General features: G+C 71.7%; 16 protein-coding genes. 7 read left to right on the top strand and 9 right to left on the bottom strand.

Annotated features, from left to right (window positions below):
• Positions 1-137 precede the first annotated feature (137 nt).
• A complete protein-coding gene (locus ICC28_RS31995; protein WP_188292280.1) occupies positions 138-1,733 on the bottom strand; it encodes a DUF3152 domain-containing protein in 1,596 nt (531 codons plus the stop codon).
• Positions 1,734-1,741: 8 nt separating this feature from the next.
• A complete protein-coding gene (locus ICC28_RS32000) occupies positions 1,742-2,914 on the bottom strand; it encodes an alpha/beta fold hydrolase (protein ID WP_188292281.1) in 1,173 nt (390 codons plus the stop codon).
• A gap of 230 nt (positions 2,915-3,144) precedes the next feature.
• Here ICC28_RS32000 and ICC28_RS32005 point away from each other — a divergent pair, with 230 nt between their 5' ends.
• From ICC28_RS32005 to ICC28_RS32020, 4 genes are all read left to right on the top strand, one after another.
• Positions 3,145-3,369: a hypothetical protein gene (locus ICC28_RS32005; protein WP_188292282.1), complete on the top strand. Its 225-nt coding sequence runs from the start codon at positions 3,145-3,147 to the stop codon at positions 3,367-3,369.
• Positions 3,370-3,623: 254 nt separating this feature from the next.
• Entirely contained in the window at positions 3,624-4,265 is a 642-nt protein-coding gene (locus tag ICC28_RS32010; protein ID WP_188292283.1) for a TetR/AcrR family transcriptional regulator, read from the top strand.
• Positions 4,266-4,400: 135 nt separating this feature from the next.
• Complete coding sequence (locus ICC28_RS32015) at positions 4,401-4,628, top strand: DUF3107 domain-containing protein (protein WP_188292284.1); 228 nt, start codon at positions 4,401-4,403, stop codon at positions 4,626-4,628.
• 263 nt (positions 4,629-4,891) lie between these two features.
• Positions 4,892-5,161, top strand: coding sequence for a hypothetical protein (locus ICC28_RS32020; protein WP_188292372.1), 270 nt, complete (start codon positions 4,892-4,894; stop codon positions 5,159-5,161).
• A 142-nt stretch (positions 5,162-5,303) separates the two neighbouring features.
• Here the strand turns inward: ICC28_RS32020 and ICC28_RS32025 are convergent, their stop codons facing one another.
• Positions 5,304-6,038 (bottom strand): ferritin-like fold-containing protein, encoded by a 735-nt coding sequence (locus ICC28_RS32025; protein ID WP_223190072.1) that lies wholly within the window; start codon positions 6,036-6,038, stop codon positions 5,304-5,306.
• A 491-nt stretch (positions 6,039-6,529) separates the two neighbouring features.
• On the opposite strand from ICC28_RS32025, the gene ICC28_RS32030 reads away from it, so the two are divergent.
• Positions 6,530-9,178 (top strand): DEAD/DEAH box helicase, encoded by a 2,649-nt coding sequence (locus tag ICC28_RS32030; RefSeq protein ID WP_188292286.1) that lies wholly within the window; start codon positions 6,530-6,532, stop codon positions 9,176-9,178.
• A 117-nt stretch (positions 9,179-9,295) separates the two neighbouring features.
• A complete protein-coding gene (locus ICC28_RS32035; protein WP_188292287.1) occupies positions 9,296-10,162 on the top strand; it encodes an alpha/beta fold hydrolase in 867 nt (288 codons plus the stop codon).
• Positions 10,163-10,235: 73 nt separating this feature from the next.
• Here the strand turns inward: ICC28_RS32035 and argG are convergent, their stop codons facing one another.
• Both argG and ICC28_RS32045 read right to left on the bottom strand, forming a co-directional pair.
• A complete protein-coding gene (argG, locus tag ICC28_RS32040; protein ID WP_188292288.1) occupies positions 10,236-11,690 on the bottom strand; it encodes an argininosuccinate synthase in 1,455 nt (484 codons plus the stop codon).
• 182 nt (positions 11,691-11,872) lie between these two features.
• Positions 11,873-12,766 (bottom strand): NYN domain-containing protein, encoded by an 894-nt coding sequence (locus tag ICC28_RS32045; RefSeq protein WP_188292289.1) that lies wholly within the window; start codon positions 12,764-12,766, stop codon positions 11,873-11,875.
• A 194-nt stretch (positions 12,767-12,960) separates the two neighbouring features.
• On the opposite strand from ICC28_RS32045, the gene ICC28_RS32050 reads away from it, so the two are divergent.
• Positions 12,961-13,113: a hypothetical protein gene (locus ICC28_RS32050; protein ID WP_188292290.1), complete on the top strand. Its 153-nt coding sequence runs from the start codon at positions 12,961-12,963 to the stop codon at positions 13,111-13,113.
• Positions 13,114-13,186: 73 nt separating this feature from the next.
• Here the strand turns inward: ICC28_RS32050 and ICC28_RS32055 are convergent, their stop codons facing one another.
• From ICC28_RS32055 to ICC28_RS32070, 4 genes are all read right to left on the bottom strand, one after another.
• A complete protein-coding gene (locus ICC28_RS32055) occupies positions 13,187-13,792 on the bottom strand; it encodes a MarC family protein (protein ID WP_188292291.1) in 606 nt (201 codons plus the stop codon).
• 187 nt (positions 13,793-13,979) lie between these two features.
• Positions 13,980-14,837, bottom strand: a complete 858-nt coding sequence (locus ICC28_RS32060) for a PHP domain-containing protein (protein WP_188292292.1) — start codon at positions 14,835-14,837, stop codon at positions 13,980-13,982.
• Between the two features lie 195 nt (positions 14,838-15,032).
• Positions 15,033-15,674 (bottom strand): DUF6758 family protein, encoded by a 642-nt coding sequence (locus ICC28_RS32065; RefSeq protein WP_188292293.1) that lies wholly within the window; start codon positions 15,672-15,674, stop codon positions 15,033-15,035.
• A 399-nt stretch (positions 15,675-16,073) separates the two neighbouring features.
• Positions 16,074-16,658 (bottom strand): suppressor of fused domain protein, encoded by a 585-nt coding sequence (locus ICC28_RS32070; RefSeq protein ID WP_188292294.1) that lies wholly within the window; start codon positions 16,656-16,658, stop codon positions 16,074-16,076.
• Positions 16,659-16,759 lie beyond the last annotated feature (101 nt).

Genomic DNA, 16,759 nt, shown 5'->3' on the forward strand with positions numbered 1-16,759 from the left:
CCCGGGCGGGGGGCCCCCCCCACCACCAGAAGGGGTGAACGGTCGTAACTTTCCCGCGCGGGTCGCGTTCGATCGCGCTAAGAGATCAAGCAGTTACGTTTCGTTAGGTCACGGCCGTTTCCGGCGCGCGGGCGCCCTCAGTTCCCGGGATACGCCCACGGGTTGGCGCGGCAGCGGATGCCGTCGTGCTCGAGGAACTTGGTCTGCTGCTGCATGACCGGGGCGAGGTCGCCGTCCTTGTCGCACGTGACGTGGCGGTAGCCGAGCCGGTGGCCGACCTCGTGATTGATCAGCATCTGCCGGTAGGCGTGGATCCGGTCGCCGTAGGTCTCCGAACCCTGCGCCCACCGATAGGCGTTGACCATCACGCGCTCGGTGGCGGCCGAGTCGCAGGACACGTTGTCCACAGTGGTGTCCAGACCGGACTTGGCGCACCAGTCGGCGGTCGTACCGGGGCTGGCCAGGGTGATCACGAAGTCGGGCGTGCCGGAGTGGATGCGCTCGAAGGTACGGGCGCCGTTGTGGGCCCAGCTCCGGTCGTCGTTCAGCGTCTTCTGCACGGCCTGCGCGAAGAGTTCGCCGTCGAGCCCGAGGCCCTGCTCCACGTCCACGCGGTACGTGAACTTCTGCCCCTTGCCGGGCGCCTTGTCGATCCCCTGGATCGCGTCGAACTTCCCCGAGCCGTCGAGCGTGGGGCTGAGCGGGTACTTCCTGTCCATCCGCTGCTCGTACGTCAGCGGCGCCGCCGCGGTCGGCTCCCCGGCCGGCGTCGGCCGCCCGTCGCTGCGCGAGGCGGAGTCCCGGGCCTCCCGCGCGCGGTCCCCCGCGGACTGCGACTGTACGTCGGTGTCGTCGCCCCGGTCGGTGACCTGCCCGGCCACGACGACCGCCAGCACGGTGGTGACGGCGGCGGCCGCGATGCCGGTGAAGGTCCGCCCCCTGGAGCCCTTGGCGGGCGCGGGTTCGCCGGTCGGCGGGGCGTCGTAGGGGTCGGTGCCGCCCCCGATGCCGCTGCCGTCGGCGGACCAGTCGGTGACGGAGGCGTACGCGTCGGCGGCCGTACGGGGCTCGAAGACGTCGACGTCACCGAAGGCGTCGACGTAGTCCTGCCGCGGCCCACGACCACCACCCGGCGCCGGCCGCTGCCGCGGCACACCGACCCCGGGCTCGGCCGACGGAGCCGCCACGCCGGCCCCCCTCAACTCACCCCAGCCACCCCCGGCTTCCCTCTGCTCCGGATGCCCACCACGCGCGCGAGGGGTTCCGTGAGCGGGCGTGCCGTCGGGGAAGCGGGGGACGCCATGAGCCGGCGTGCCGTCAGGGAAGCGGGGAACGCCATGAGCCGGCGTGCCGTCACCAAACCGCGGCATGCCATGGGCAGGCGTGCCGTCCGGAAACCTGGGGACGCCATGAGCCGGCGTTCCGTCTGCGAGCCGCGGCACCCCGTACGCCGCCGGCCCACCGCCCGGGCTCCCCTGCGGTGCCCCCTCCGGACCGGCCGCCCAACGACCAGCCCCAACACCGGCGTCCGGCCAACCATCCCGCGGCCCCTGCGGCCCCTGCGGCCCCTGTGATGCTCGCGCCCCCTCCGGCCCAGGCACCCCCTGAGCGACCCCGGGTGCTACCCGCCCCCTCCAAAGCCCGCGCCCCGTACCCGTACCCGTGCGCGCACTCGTACCCGTCTCGGCGTCATCGCCCTTGGGGACAGGCCCCCGGCGGCTGTGGCGTCCCACGTCCCGCCTCAGCTCCCCGCGTTCTCGGTCAAGGCTTCACCGTCGACCACCGACGCACCACCGCCGCCAGCCGACGCATCACCGCCCCCAGACGCACCGCAGTCAGCCGAGGCACCGCCATCAGCCGACGCGCCACCGCCAGCCACCGTTGCACGCCCGCCAGCCACCGTCGCGCCCCCCGCCGCCGACGAGCCGCCGTCCGCCGGTCCGGCACCGCCCGCCGGCTCCCCCGAATCCGCCAGGAGCTCATGAAAGGCCCGGGCCACGGTGTCCGGGTACTCCATCATCGCCACATGCCCGGCGTCGGGCAGGCTGAGCAGTCGGGAGTAGCGGAAGGCGCGGGCCGCGCGCTGGGCCATGCGGTAGCCGACGAGCTGGTCCCGGCCGCCGTAGACGAGGAGTGTCGGCGCGAGGACGCGCTCGGCCTGGCGCCAGAGCGCGTGCTGGCCGCCGAGGGTGTACGCGTTGACGATCCCGCGCGCGGAACGCGTCATCGCGTCCCAGAAGTACGGCAACCGCAGCCGCCGCTCCATCTCCTCCACGGCGTTGCGGAACGCCTCCGGCGACACCCGCGCGGGATCGCCGTAGCACAGCGCCGTGACCTCGCGGACCCGCTGCTCCGCCGTCCACTCCCTGGTGAACCGGGTGAAGAGCGCGGCCACGCCGGGCAGCGCCAGCAGGGCCGTCGGTACGGCGGTGCGCTGGACGCGGATCTCGGGCAGGGCGGGCGACACAAGGGTCAGCGTACGGACCAGGTCCGGCCGCACCGCGGCGACGCGTGTGGTGACCGCACCGCCGAGTGAGTTGCCGAAGAGATGCACGGGTCCGCGCCCCGACGCGTCGAGGTAACGGATGACCGCGCGCGCGTGGGCCGTGACCGAGTAGTCGCCGTCGTCCGGCGGCGGGGAGTCACCGAAGCCGGGCAGGTCGACGGCCTCACCGTCGACGGCCCCCTCCAGCTCCTCCATCAGCGCCGACCAGTTCTGCGAGGAACCGCCGAGTCCATGGACGTAGAGCGCGGGCGGCAGGCCCTCGCGCGCGGGGGGCCTGGACCGCACCGACAGCGTGATGCCCGGCAAACCGACCGACCGCAGCCGCTCCCCCTCGGCGACCCGGACGGTCGCCACCTTCGGCAGTACATTGGCCGCCGGGAAGGCGGACGGCAGCTCGGTCGAAGACATGCGGCAATGTTACGAGACGATCACGCAGTGGTTCATGTGTTCGCCGTCACAAGCGGAAGAAGTGTCCACTTGCTTCGCGCGCTCTCCACACGCCCCCCACGCGCGCGGGGAGTGACCCTCCGGACGCGGATCGCATAGCGCCCCGATCGCGTGTCTCCTACGCTCATAAAGAGGGCACCCGCGTGTGGCCCCTGCTTTTCCCAGGGACGTTCGTAGGAAGGGAGCCCATCATGGCCGTAGACCCCACCGACCCCGAGACGTTCGAGGACGACGACACCCAGGACGCCGAGGAGTTCGACGTCGAGGCCCCCGCGGCCGACGCGGCCGAGCAGCACACCGAGGTCGCGTCCGACCGCGACGACCCGCTGACCGGCGTGAACCCGGACCGCGCCAACGAGGCCGACCTCATCGAACAGGCCCGGGTCGTCTCCCAGGACGAGGACGACTATCGGTGACGGAAGGCGCCGGAAAGGTGCCGATGAGGTCCCGGGGAGGTGCCGATGAGGCCCCGTGGAAGGCCTCGCGGAGGTCCCGCTGAGCAGGAGGGAGGCCGATTTTTGCCCGCTGGACCCCTGTTCCAAACCTTCTGTACTGCTTTCGCCATCGTCCGGTCCGTGAAATTCTGCGCTCGCACCGCGCACACCCGGGTTACCGAAAAGTACGATGGCGGCGCGGCGCACACCGCATATGGACGACTTTGGGAGGCGGCGTGACAGCCATCGAGCAGACAGAGGCGGCACGCCCGCGAGGTACGCGCCTGCCGCGCCGTGCCCGACGGAACCAGCTGCTGGGCGCCGCCCAGGAAGTATTCGTGGCGCAGGGCTACCACGCGGCCGCGATGGACGACATCGCCGAGCGGGCCGGCGTCAGCAAGCCGGTGCTCTACCAGCACTTCCCGGGCAAGCTCGACCTCTACCTCGCCCTGCTGGACCAGCACTGCGAGTCGCTGATCCAGGCCGTACGGCACGCCCTGGCGTCGACGACCGACAACAAGCAGCGCGTACGGGCCACCATGGACGCCTACTTCGCCTACGTCGAGGACGACGGCGGCGCCTTCCGGCTGGTCTTCGAGTCGGACCTGACCAACGAGCCCGCGGTACGCGAGCGCGTGGACAAGGTCACGAACGACTGCGCGGAGGCCATCCGCGACGTCATCGCGGAGGACACCGGCCTCTCCCCCGCGGAGGCCATGCTCCTCGCCTCCGGTCTGGGCGGCCTCGCCCAGGTCGTGGCGCGCTCCTGGCTGCACAGCGACCGCAGCGTCCCGCGCGACGAGGCGGTGCAGTTGCTGACGTCGCTGGCGTGGCGGGGCATCGCCGGATTCCCGCTGCACGGCACGGACCACCACTGACCGAGCGTTTGTTCCCGCCCGCTGTTCGCTCCTGGCGTTCTTGCGCGGAGCGTGTACGTCCCCTCACCGGGCTAATGTGTGCTGGGTACGGCGCGGTAGGCCGCGCACTTCACTGACCGTCGGAGGGACATAGCCGTGGAGGTCAAGATCGGCGTGCAGCACGCGCCCCGCGAGATCGTTCTGGAGAGCGGTCAGAGTGCCGAGGAAGTCGAGCGGGCGGTGTCCGAGGCGCTGGCCGGCACGTCGCAGCTGCTGAGCCTCGTGGACGAGCACGGCCGCAAGGTCCTCGTCCCGGCCGACCGTCTCGCGTACGTCGAGCTCGGCGAGCCGGCCCCGCGCAAGGTGGGCTTCGGCGCGCTGTAGACAGCGGACGACATTCGGAGGGTCCGGCGGTTCACGACCGCCGGACCCTCCGGCGTTCGCGCACCGTGACCCCACCCGCCCTCCACTCCGCTCTCAGCCCGCCCTCCACCCGCTCTCATCCCGCTCCCCTCCCGCTCTCCTCCCGCTCTCCTCCACGGATGGAGCACAACTCGAACACAGGGGAGGATTGGATTCCGCAGGTCAGGGGTATGACGGGCTACGACCGTTTCGAGCAGGCCGGCCATGTGGGAGGGACCCTCACCATGCTCTTGGAAGCGCTCAGTTCCGCGATCCTCGGCCTGGCCCTGGCGTGGGCGGCGGCTCACCGCCTGCCGCACCGTCTCCCCGCCCGCTCCCTCGTCCTCTCCACCGGTGCCGCGGGCGCCCTCTTCGGCGCCTTCATCACCCACACGGCCCTCGGCTTCGGCAACCTGCTGCTGATCCTGGCAGGCGCCACGGCCGTCTCGGCAGCCTCGCTCTCGCTCCTGCTGCGCCCGGCGGGCAGAAGACTGGGCCGCTCAGCGACGGCTTAGACAAGCGACCTGACACTTAGGCAGACGGCCTGACAGGGGCGCCCCGTAGGGGCGCGGGGAACTGCGCGACCAGCCCCCACCACCAACCGGCAGCCGCGCAACGCCCCGAACCGCCCGCCTCCCCCATCACCCACACAGAGCGCTACGCAGCCAACCCCAACGCGGCCATCCGCTTGGTGTGCGCCTCGGTGATCCGCGAGAACATCCGGCCGACCTCGGCCAGATCGAACCCGTCGGCCACCCCGCCCACGAGCATCGTCGACAGCGCGTCCCGGTCGGCGACCACCCGCTGGGACTGCGACAGCGCCTCCCCCATCAGCCGCCGCGCCCACAGCGCGAGCCGTCCGCCCACGCGCGGGTCCGCGTCGATCGCGGCGCGCACCTTCTCCACGGCGAAACCGGCGTGCCCGGTGTCGTCGAGCACGGCGAGCACGAGCTCACGGGTGTCGGAGTCGAGCCGGGCCGCGACCTCCCGGTAGAAGTCACTGGCGATCGAGTCGCCGACGTAGGCCTTGACCAGACCCTCCAGCCAGTCCGACGGCGCCGTCTGCTTGTGGAAGCCGTCCAGCGCGGCGACGAACGGCTCCATCGCCGCCGTCGGCTCCGCCCCGATCTCGGTCAGCCGGTCCCGCAACTGCTCGAAGTGGTGGAACTCGGCCGAGGCCATCTTCGCCAGCTCCGCCTTGTCCTCCAGCGTCGGCGCCAGCTTGGCGTCCTCCGCCAGCCGCTCGAACGCCGCGAGTTCCCCGTACGCGAGCGCACCGAGCAGGTCGACGACCGCGGCGCGGTACTGCGGTTCGGCGGAGGCCTTCGCCCAGTCCTGGGCAGCGACTCCGGTGTGTTCGACGGGAGCTTCAGGCTTGTCAGAGGAGGTCATGAAGCGCACAATAGCCCGCTCGCCGGAAGGCGGAAGGCCCTGGTCAATCAGTGTGACGACGACTACGTGACCAAATCGGCCATCGCATGTGCGTGATTCCGGGGTATGGTGGTAATGCGCCTGCTGAGTACGTCGACGCTGTTCGACGGTGTCTCGACGGGCCGCACGTATGAGGATGCCCGGTCGGTGGCCCGATCGGCTCCGACCCGACAGCCCCTCGTCCGTACGGCACTGTGCGTACGGATTCCCGGGGGGACACCCTCAGCGGTACGAGCGCTAGAGCGTCGGCAGTGGTCCCGTGCCCTACGGCTTGCCCGTAAGGCAGCCGACGTCCCCGGCACGGTCCGTCACAGACCCCCGCGCTCGCCTCGCACCGCGCACACAGAAGAGGCAGCACCCTGACTACGACTTTCCGAGAGCTCGGAATCCTCCCCGAGACGGCCGAGGCCCTTGAGGCCGTCGGTATCGTCAACCCCTTCCCCATCCAGGAGATGACGCTCCCCGTCGCCCTTTCGGGCACCGACGTCATCGGCCAGGCCAAGACCGGCACCGGCAAGACGCTCGGCTTCGGTCTTCCGCTCCTGGAGCGCGTCACCGTTCCCGCCGACGTCGAGGCCGGCCGCGCCAAGCCCGAGGACCTGACCGACGCCCCGCAGGCGCTCGTCGTCGTCCCCACGCGCGAGCTGTGCACCCAGGTCACCAACGACCTGCTGACCGCGGGCAAGGTGCGCAACGTCCGCGTGCTCGCCATCTACGGCGGCCGCGCCTACGAGCCGCAGGTCGAGGCCCTGAAGAAGGGCGTCGACGTCGTCGTCGGCACCCCGGGCCGTCTGCTGGACCTCGCCGGCCAGAAGAAGCTCGACCTCAAGCACGTCAAGGCGCTCGTCCTCGACGAGGCCGACGAGATGCTCGACCTGGGCTTCCTGCCCGACGTCGAGAAGATCATCGACATGCTGCCGGCCCGCCGCCAGACCATGCTGTTCTCGGCCACCATGCCGGGCGCGGTCATCGGCCTCGCGCGCCGTTACATGTCCCAGCCCACCCACATCCGCGCCACCGCGCCGGACGACGAGGGCGCGACGGTCGCGAACATCAAGCAGTTCGTCTACCGCGCGCACTCCATGGACAAGCCGGAGATGGTCGCCCGCATCCTGCAGTCCGAGGGCCGCGGGCTGGCGATGATCTTCTGCCGTACCAAGCGGACCGCCGCCGACATCGCCGAGCAGCTCCAGCGCCGCGGGTTCGCCTCCGGCGCGGTCCACGGCGACCTCGGCCAGGGCGCCCGCGAGCAGGCGCTGCGCGCCTTCCGCAACGGCAAGGTCGACGTCCTCGTCTGCACCGACGTCGCCGCCCGCGGCATCGACGTCGAGGGTGTGACGCACGTCATCAACTACCAGTCCCCCGAGGAGGAGAAGACGTACCTGCACCGCATCGGCCGTACGGGCCGCGCGGGCGCGAAGGGTACGGCGATCACCCTCGTCGACTGGGACGACATCCCGCGCTGGCAGCTCATCAACAAGGCGCTGGAGCTGGACTTCAACGACCCCGTGGAGACGTACTCCACCTCCCCGCACCTCTACGAGGAGCAGAACATCCCCGCGGGCACCAAGGGTGTCCTGCCGCGCTCGGAGCGCACGCGCGCGGGGCTGGCGGCGGAGGAAGTGGAGGACCTCGGCGAGACCGGCGGCCGCGGTGCGCGCGGACGCGGCGGCCGTGGTGGTCGGGACGAGTCCCGTTCCGCCGAGCGCGAGCGTCCGGCCCGCACGCCGCGTCGCCGCCGCCGTACGCGCAACGGCGCCCCGCTGGACTCGACCGCCCCGGCGACGGAGACCTCCGAGGTGGCTCCGGCCGCCGAGGAGGCCACTGCGACCCGCACCCCGCGCCGCCGTCGCCGCACCCGCGGCGGGGCTACGGCGGAGGCGGCGGCGTCCGTGACACCGACGACGACCGAGCCCGCACCGACCGAGGCCGCCGAAGCCGCGGTGACCACGGCGGAGGGTACGACCGAGACCCCGGCCAAGCCGCGCCGCCGCCGCACCCGCAGGTCGGCCCAGACGGAGGCCGTGCACCTCTCGGAGGCCACCACCGAGACGCCCGAGCCCGCGCCGGCCGCCCCGGAGGCCGCGGTGAACGCGGTCGAGGCCGCCACCCCGGAAACCACGGAGAGCAAGCCGCGCCGCCGCACCCGCAAGACCGCGGAAGCCGCCGTGGACGCTGTCGAAGCCGTCGAGGCCGAGCCGCGGACGCGTCGTACGCGCAAGGCCACGGCGGCCACGGCCGAGACCGCGGAGACCGCGGAGACCGAGGCGAAGCCGCGTCGGGCCCGTAAGGCGACGGCCGCGGTCGACACCGCCGAAGGCACGGAGACCAAGCCGCGCCGAACCCGCAAGGCCACCACGGCCACCGCCGAGACCACCCCGGTCGAGGCCGCCGAAGAGGCCAAGCCCCGGCGCACCCGCAAGGCCACCACCGCGGTCGACACCGCCGAAGGCACCGAAGCCAAGCCCAAGGCCCGCCGCACCCGCAAGACGGCCGCAAGCGCCGACAGCACCGACAGCACCGAGAGCGCCGACATCCCGGCCCAGGCCACCGAGGAGGCCAAGCCCGCGGTGCGCCGCGCCCGCAAGGCCACCGCCGCGGTCGCGCCGGAGCCGGAGGCCGCCGAGGCCAAGCCCCGGCGCACGCGCAAGGCCACGGCGGCCACGGCCGAGACCGCGGAGACCGCGGAGACCGAGGCGAAGCCGCGTCGGACCCGTAAGGCGACGGCCGCGGTCGACACCGCCGAAGGCACGGAGACCAAGCCGCGCCGAACCCGCAAGGCCACCACGGCCACCGCCGAGACCACCCCGGTCGAGGCCGCCGAAGAGGCCAAGCCCCGGCGCACCCGCAAGGCCACCACCGCGGTCGACACCGCCGAAGGCACCGAAGCCAAGCCCAAGGCCCGCCGCACCCGCAAGACGGCCGCAAGCGCCGACAGCACCGACAGCACCGAGAGCGCCGACATCCCGGCCCAGGCCACCGAGGAGCCGACGGCCAAGCCGCGGCGGACGCGCAAGACGGCGGCCACGGCGGAGACCGCCGAGGCGAAGCCCCGCCGCACCCGCAAGGCCACGGCCGCCGCGGAGCCCGCGGAGGGCTGATCGCGCAACCGGACGGCCCGTTCCCGCACCGCGCGGGAACGGGCCGTTCGCGTTCCCGGCCCCCTCCGCACACCGCTGGGTCGGAACGCGTCCGCCAACCCCCGCTAACCTCACCTCGTGACCAGAGCCGACGCCCCCCTCACCACCCGCCGCTCCCTGCCCACCGCCCGCGGAGACTTCGCCGTCGTCGACTGCCCGGTGGCCGCCGGGGTGGAGCCGCGCGGTGTCGCACTGCTGCTGCCCGGGTTCACCGGCAGCAAGGAGGACTTCGGCCTCCTGCATGAACCGCTCGCGGCGCGCGGGTACCGTACGGTCGCCGTGGACGGGCGCGGGCAGTACGAGTCGGACGGGCCCGCGGACGACGAATCCGCTTACGCACAGGCGGAGTTGGCGAAAGACGTACTCGCGCAGGCGGAGGCCGTCGGCGCCCCGCTCCACCTGGTCGGGCACTCTCTCGGCGGCCACATCTCCAGGGCCGCCGTCCTGCTCGACCACTCGCCCTTCCGGTCCCTGACGCTCATCGCGTCCGGTCCGGCGCAGATCTCCGCCTCACAGCAGCAGCGCGTCGCACTGCTGCGGGACGCACTCGCCGTGATGAGCATGGCCGAGACCTGGGACGCCATCCTGGCGATGGGTCCGCCCGAGGAGGTCGGCGGCCCCGCCCGCGGCCTCGGCGGCCCGGAGCAGTTGCGTCGCCGCTGGATGGGCAACAAGCCCGCCCAACTCCGAGCGACGGGAAGCCAGTTGTGCACCGAGCCGGACCGGGTCGCGGAACTCTCCGCCGTGCCGCTGCCGATCCACGTCCTGTCGGGCACCCGCGACGACACCTGGCCGGTCCCGGTCCTCGACGACATGGCCGTACGCCTGAAGGCGCACCGGACGGTCGTCCAGGGCGCCGAGCACTCACCCAACACCGACCGCCCCGAGCCGACCGCCCGCGCGATGGCCGACTTCTGGGACGCGCACACGGACGAGCCCGCATAAGACGGAAACCCAAGAGGGCCCGCCCGGCGCCGTACGCCGGACAGGCCCTCCCGGAAGCGGGGCCGTCAGATCATCAGTCCGTTCCGAACTCCATCGCCGCCTGGTCGAGCAGCTCGTCGCCCTCGGGGCCCTTGCCGCCGGAGGCGATCGCCTCGGCGCCGCCCTCGGTCAGCGCGCCGATCAGGCTGGTCGCGCCGGCGGCGGTACCCGCGGTCTCGACCGCCGCCGCCTGCGTGCCGCCGACCATGCCGAGTCCGGCGTACAGCTCCAGCTTGGTGCGGGAGTCGGCGATGTCGAGGTTGCGCATGGTGAGCTGGCCGATCCGGTCCACCGGGCCGAAGGCCGAGTCCTCGGTGCGCTCCATGGAGAGCTTGTCCGGGTGGTAGCTGAAGGCGGGGCCGGTGGTGTCGAGGATCGAGTAGTCCTCGCCGCGCCGCAGCCGCAGCGTCACCTCGCCGGTGACGGCCTGGCCGACCCAGCGCTGCAGCGACTCGCGGATCATCAGGGCCTGCGGGTCCAGCCAGCGGCCCTCGTACATCAGCCGGCCGAGGCGCCGGCCCTCGTTGTGGTACTGGGCGAGGGTGTCCTCGTTGTGGATGGCGTTGACGAGACGCTCGTAGGCGGCGTGCAGCAGGGCCATGCCGGGCGCCTCGTAGATGCCGCGGCTCTTGGCCTCGATGATCCGGTTCTCGATCTGGTCGGACATGCCGAGGCCGTGCCGGCCGCCGATGGCGTTGGCCTCCATCACCAGGTCGACGGCGGAGGCGAACTCCTTGCCGTTGATGGTGACCGGGCGGCCCTGCTCGAAGCCGATCGTCACGTCCTCGGCGGCGATCTCGACCTCGGGGTCCCAGAACCGGACGCCCATGATGGGCTGCACGATCTCCAGGCTGGTGTCCAGGTGCTCCAGGGTCTTGGCCTCGTGGGTGGCGCCCCAGATGTTGGCGTCGGTGGAGTACGCCTTCTCCGTGGAGTCCCGGTAGGGCAGGTCGTGGGCGACCAGCCACTCCGACATCTCCTTGCGGCCGCCGAGCTCGGTCACGAAGTCCGCGTCCAGCCAGGGCTTGTAGATCCGCAGCTGCGGGTTGGCGAGCAGGCCGTAGCGGTAGAACCGCTCGATGTCGTTGCCCTTGAAGGTGGAGCCGTCGCCCCAGATCTGGACGTCGTCCTCCAGCATCGCCCGCACCAGCATGGTGCCGGTGACGGCACGGCCGAGCGGCGTGGTGTTGAAGTACGCCCGCCCGCCCGAGCGGATGTGGAACGCGCCGCAGGTGAGCGCGGCCAGGCCCTCCTCGACCAGCGCCGCACGGCAGTCGACCAGGCGCGCGATCTCGGCGCCGTAGGACTTCGCGCGGCCGGGCACCGAGGCGATGTCGGGCTCGTCGTACTGCCCGATGTCAGCCGTGTAGGTGCACGGGATGGCGCCCTTGTCGCGCATCCACGCGACCGCTACGGAGGTGTCGAGGCCGCCGGAGAAGGCGATCCCGACGCGTGAGCCGACGGGCAGGGAGGTGAGCACTTTGGACATGCACACAAGTATGCATGGGATCGCATGAGTATGCAAGGTGGAGCTGGTGGAGCACTGAGCCCGCGGGCCGGTGAGGGTTTGTCGCGCCCACGCGGCGGAGCCGCATTGTCGATACAGCCCCGAGCCCCCGAAGGGGCGCTCCCCTGGACGGGCGCCTCCCGGCGCTCCGACTAGTACTGCGACTAGTACTGCGACTGCAAGTGGCCCCAGAAGCCGTCCCGCAGCGCCCTGCGCAGATCGGCCTGGCCCCGCAGGGAGTACTGGAGCAGGCTCTCCGCCTCCACCAGGAGGTCCTGGTCCACCGAACCCGGCAGATAGGGATGGCCGGGAAGCAGCTCCACCAGCGACTCCCTGCCCCGCGCCGCCAGCCACTTGGCCGCGATCTGGGCGCCTACGAAGCGGACGTCCTCCCGGGAGGGGCGGGTCGCCGTCGACTCGTGGGCGGCCGCGACGCGGCGGGAGACGTAGGGCTTGAAGAAGTCGAGGTCGAGGGTGCGCTGGCTGTCGACCTCCCAGAGGAGCGGCTCGGCCTGGTTGCGGCCCTCCGGCGCCTCGATGCCCCACAGGTGGACCCGTGCGCCGTAGCCCTGCGCCGCCTCCACCGCGGACACCAGGTCCTCGTCGCCGCCGAGGAGCGCCGCGTCACTGATGGCGCGGTGCCGGGCGAGCGATTCGAGGTCGGAGCGGATCAGCGAGTCGACGCCCTTCTGCTGGTTGTTGGAGTTGAGGTTGCCCAGCCGGACCTTCACGTCCGGCAGTTCGGCGATCGACTGCTGCTCGGCGGTGTGAATACGGCGCCTGGCGCCGTCGTACCAGTAGACGCGCAGCAGCCTGCTGTCGGCGAAGATCGTCCGGGCGCGGTCGATGAGCGCCTCGATGAGCCCCTCGGCGTCCAGGTCGAAGGCGCGCCGGTCCTCCGTGCCGGCGACGAGCCGGCCCGCGGCCGCGTACAGATACCCCGCGTCGACGAAGATGGCATGCGTCGAGGGCGTCTTCGCCACCTCGGCCAGCATGCGCGTGAGCAGTGTGTTGGTGCGGTCGATACGGGCACTCAGGGCCGCGAGGTCGTCGTTCATCACCCCCATTGTCCCGAGGGTCACGCTACGAACACAACCGGCCCCGGCGCGTCCACGAGTGGTCGCTTACCCGTCAGTAGTTAGTTGTTCGAAAAATTTCTTTAGCGTAGGGAATGTTTGTAACCTGCAGGTCGTTGACTCCTCATGTAGCCAGCAATTCTCCGCAGGAGGATGACCAGACGAAGGGAGAAGCCATGCGCTTCGAGATCAGGCGACTCGACGAGGTCGACGGCACCACCGTGGACAGCACTGTCGTGGACGCCGCCTCCGTCAACCGGATCGTGCAGCAGGCCGCCGCCACCGGGCAGCGCCTGTGGATTCGCCCGGCCGACACCACGGCCTCGTAACCGCGAGTCCTTCACACTTCGGAGCCCCGTACGGCATCGACGCCGTACGGGGCTCCGCTTGTGTCCGGCGGGCTCAGCCGCCCTGGATCACCTGTGTGACGCCGTTGATGATCTGCTGCACGGCGATCGCGGAGAGCATCATGCCCGCGAGCCGGGTCACCAGGACCACGCCGCCGTCCTTGATGACACGGATGATCAGCAGCGAATACCGCATCACCAGCCACAGCACGACATGGATGGCGAGGATCGCCGACCACACCGACACCTGCAGGGCGGCACTGTCGGCCTTCTGCACGGCCAGGATGACGGACACGATCGCGCCCGGCCCGGCCAGCAGCGGCATGCCCAGCGGTACGAGGGCGACGTTGACGTCCTTGGTCTGCTTCGGCTCGTCGGTCTTGCCGGTGAGCAGGTCGAGGGCGATGAGCAGGAGCAGCAGCCCGCCCGCGATCATCAGCGCGGGCACGGACACATGCAGGTAGTTCAGGATCTGGTGGCCGAGCAGGCCGAAGACGACGATCACTCCGCCCGCCACGCAGACGGCCTGGAAGGCCATCCGCCGCTGCACCTTGGCCGGGCGGCCGGCGGTCAGCGCGAGGAAGATCGGGGTGATCCCAGGGGGATCCATGATGACAAAAAGGGTCAGAAACAGAGAGCCGAAGACGGCAGCGTCGAACATCAGTGAAGGGGCCTTGCGAAGAAAGGAACAGAAGGTGGGCGCGTAGCTGCGCCTCGGGGGCACTCGGAACGCGGGTCGGACCCCCGGCCCTCGGATCCGTGACGGATCGTCAGAGCCGGTATCGGGCCCTCAGTGCAGGTATCGGTCGCTCAGAGCCCGATACGGGCCCTATGGGTCCTACGGGTCCTCAGACCCCGCCGGTCCCGGGCACCGGGAACGCCCCGGTCGCGCGCCGCGTGATCTCGCCGTAGACCTCGGGGTCGGTCAGGTTCTCGCCGAGCAGACAGGTCTTGCGGCTGCCGTGGTAGTCGCTGGAGCCGGTCATCAGCAGACCCAGCTCCTTGCCCAGGCCGCGCAACCGCGCCCGGGTGTCCGGGTCGTGGTCCATGTGGTCGACCTCGATGCCGTCGAGCCCGGCCGCGGCCATCTCCGCGATCGCCGACTCCGGCACGGTCTGTCCGCGCTTCACGGCGGCGGGGTGCGCGAACACCGCGACACCGCCCGCGCCCTTGATCAGCCGGATGGCCTCGAAGGGGTCGGTCTCGTGCTTCTCCACGAAGGCCCGCCCGCCGTCGGCCAGCCAGTCCTGCGTGAACGCGTCGCCCACAGTCGGCACGACCCCGAGCTCGACGAGCGCGGAGGCGACATGCGGCCGCCCGACGGACCCGTCACCGGCGATCCTCAGAACCTGCTCCCAGGTGACCGGCACGCCCAGCTCGTTCAGCTTGGCGACCATGCCCTTGGCCCGCGGTACCCGGTCGTCCCGCACCAGCTCCCGCTCGGCGAGCAGCGCCGGCTCCTCGGGGTCGAAGAGGTAGGCCAGCATGTGCATGCTGACACCGTCGATACGGCAGGACAGCTCGGCACCGGTGACCAGCGTGAGCCCCTGCGGCAGCGCGGCGACGGCCTCCGCATGCCCACGGGTGGTGTCGTGATCGGTGAGTGCCACCACGTCCAGCCCGGCCGCGGCGGCGTTGCGCACCAGCTCGGCGGGGGTGTCCGTACCGTCGGAAGCGGTGGAGTGGGTGTGCAGGTCGATACGCACGCGCGAACTCCAGGGTGTGACGGTACGGAAGGGACGCTCCAGCATAACCGTTCCGCCGAGCCCGCCTGTCACAGTCGAACCAGGGGTTCACTTCTTACGAACGGTCGGCCAGCAGGGGGCGCGGGGAACTGCGCGACAAGCCACGACGAACCCGCACCCGCCAGAACAGCTCCACCCACCCGAGCTCCTGGGCGCTCACGGCTCCAGCAAGCGCGGCGACAGCGCCCCGCAGGGCACCAGCTCCACCTCCGCCCCCGCGTCCCGCAGATCCGTCAGCACCAGTTCGTCGTACATCAGCAGCCCGGTCTGCTCGGGCCACACCACCGCCCACAGCCACAGGCCCAGCGCCTCGCCCGCGAAGACCGCGCGGTCGTCCGGTGTCCCGGTGACATGCCACAGCGGAGTCGGCCGGCCGGCCGCCAGCACCTTCGCCTGGGGCGGCTTCTCGACGCTCATGTACGGCCCGGGATCCGGCCCGTCGATCCCCGCGTACCGCGCACCGAGCCCGACGCCGAGCTCCTCGGCCACCAGGATCAGCTCGCCCATGCCGCCGAGCGGCCCGGGACCGGTGCAGGCGACGGCGGTCGCCCGCCCGCCGCTGCGGTCGTCGCCCGCGCACGCCACGCCCGTGAACAGCCATCCGACCGGCAGCGGCCATGGCATCCACACCGGCACCTGCGTGCGATGCACCACGACGCTGAGGGCCTCGACGCTGGGCGGGATCACGGGCTGCAGCGGATGCACCGTGCCGTGCACATCGCACTGCCAGGAATCGGCGAAGAGTCCGGGAGCCCTGACCCGGCCACCACACTTCGGGCAACTGGGTTCGCCCCTCATAGGGCCCCACGGTCCTACCCCTGCTCCCCCACGTCAAGGACGATCACCCGTCCGGACGGAACCGATTCACGCACGGAACCAGATGCGGATGGCATTAATTAGCGGCGCTAACCCCTTCCGCGACGGTCGCGGGGCGGCCGGCCGCGGCCACCGAAGGCCGCGCGGGCGACCGCCGGACCCTGCGTCCGGGCACGCGTTCGGCCCGGTCGTCGCGCGACCGGTCGGCACCTCGGACGCGGTCACCGGACCGGCCGGCCTCTCGTACGGGCAGGGCTCGGGAACGGGCCCGCCACCTCCACCCGCCCGCCGGGATCACCGGCACGCAGACCCACGCGGTCCGAGGCCGATCTCGCGGCCTTCGCCAACTGGCGGACCCCTAACGCCCGTTGGTGAGCTTGCTCACGTCAGGGGGACCGAGGCGCGGGACGGGTCCCGGAGATCCGTGCCGTTCGTCAGCCAGCGCTCCTGGAGGGCCTGGGCGCCGTGCACGCGCTTCCAGGCGGCCTCGTTGGGGGTCATGGGGAGCAGGGGCAGGAAGTGCACGGGGTCCATGGGCTCGTCCAGCTCCAGATCCTCCACCAGGCCGCCCGGCTCGGCGACCAGGACCGAGGTGAACGGGGCGCCGGGCCACAGGGGTTCGCCCACGTCCAGGGAGGCGCCGGGGGCCACGACGACGCCCTCCACCTGCGGGGACGCGGCGAGCACGGCCAGCGGGCGGAGCGCCTTGTCGGTGTCGGCGAGGCCGGCGCGCACGGAGAGGACCAGCTCGGCGCGGGGGCCCTTGACCGGGTCGGCGAGCACCGCGGTGGGGTCCGCCATCGGCTGGGCGGACATGCCGAGCGTGGCGTAGCGGACGATGTCGTCCCGGTGGAAGCGCAGCACCTCGATGCGGTCCGTGCCGAGGAAGGTGACCGCGGCGCGGGCGTCCGGCTCGCCCAGCGCGGAACGCAACCGGGCCTCGACCAGAGGAAGAACATCTGTCATGCGGCGAGCATAGAACTCGTCAGTAGCGGGTAAAGCCGGGCCTTGACACTTCAGTCGGCTGATACTGTTGCCCGGTGGTTCGGGGCAGCACGCAGAAGCGT

This window comes from Streptomyces sp. TRM68416 (assembly GCF_014596915.1).
Taxonomy (GTDB): Bacteria; Actinomycetota; Actinomycetes; order Streptomycetales; family Streptomycetaceae; genus Streptomyces.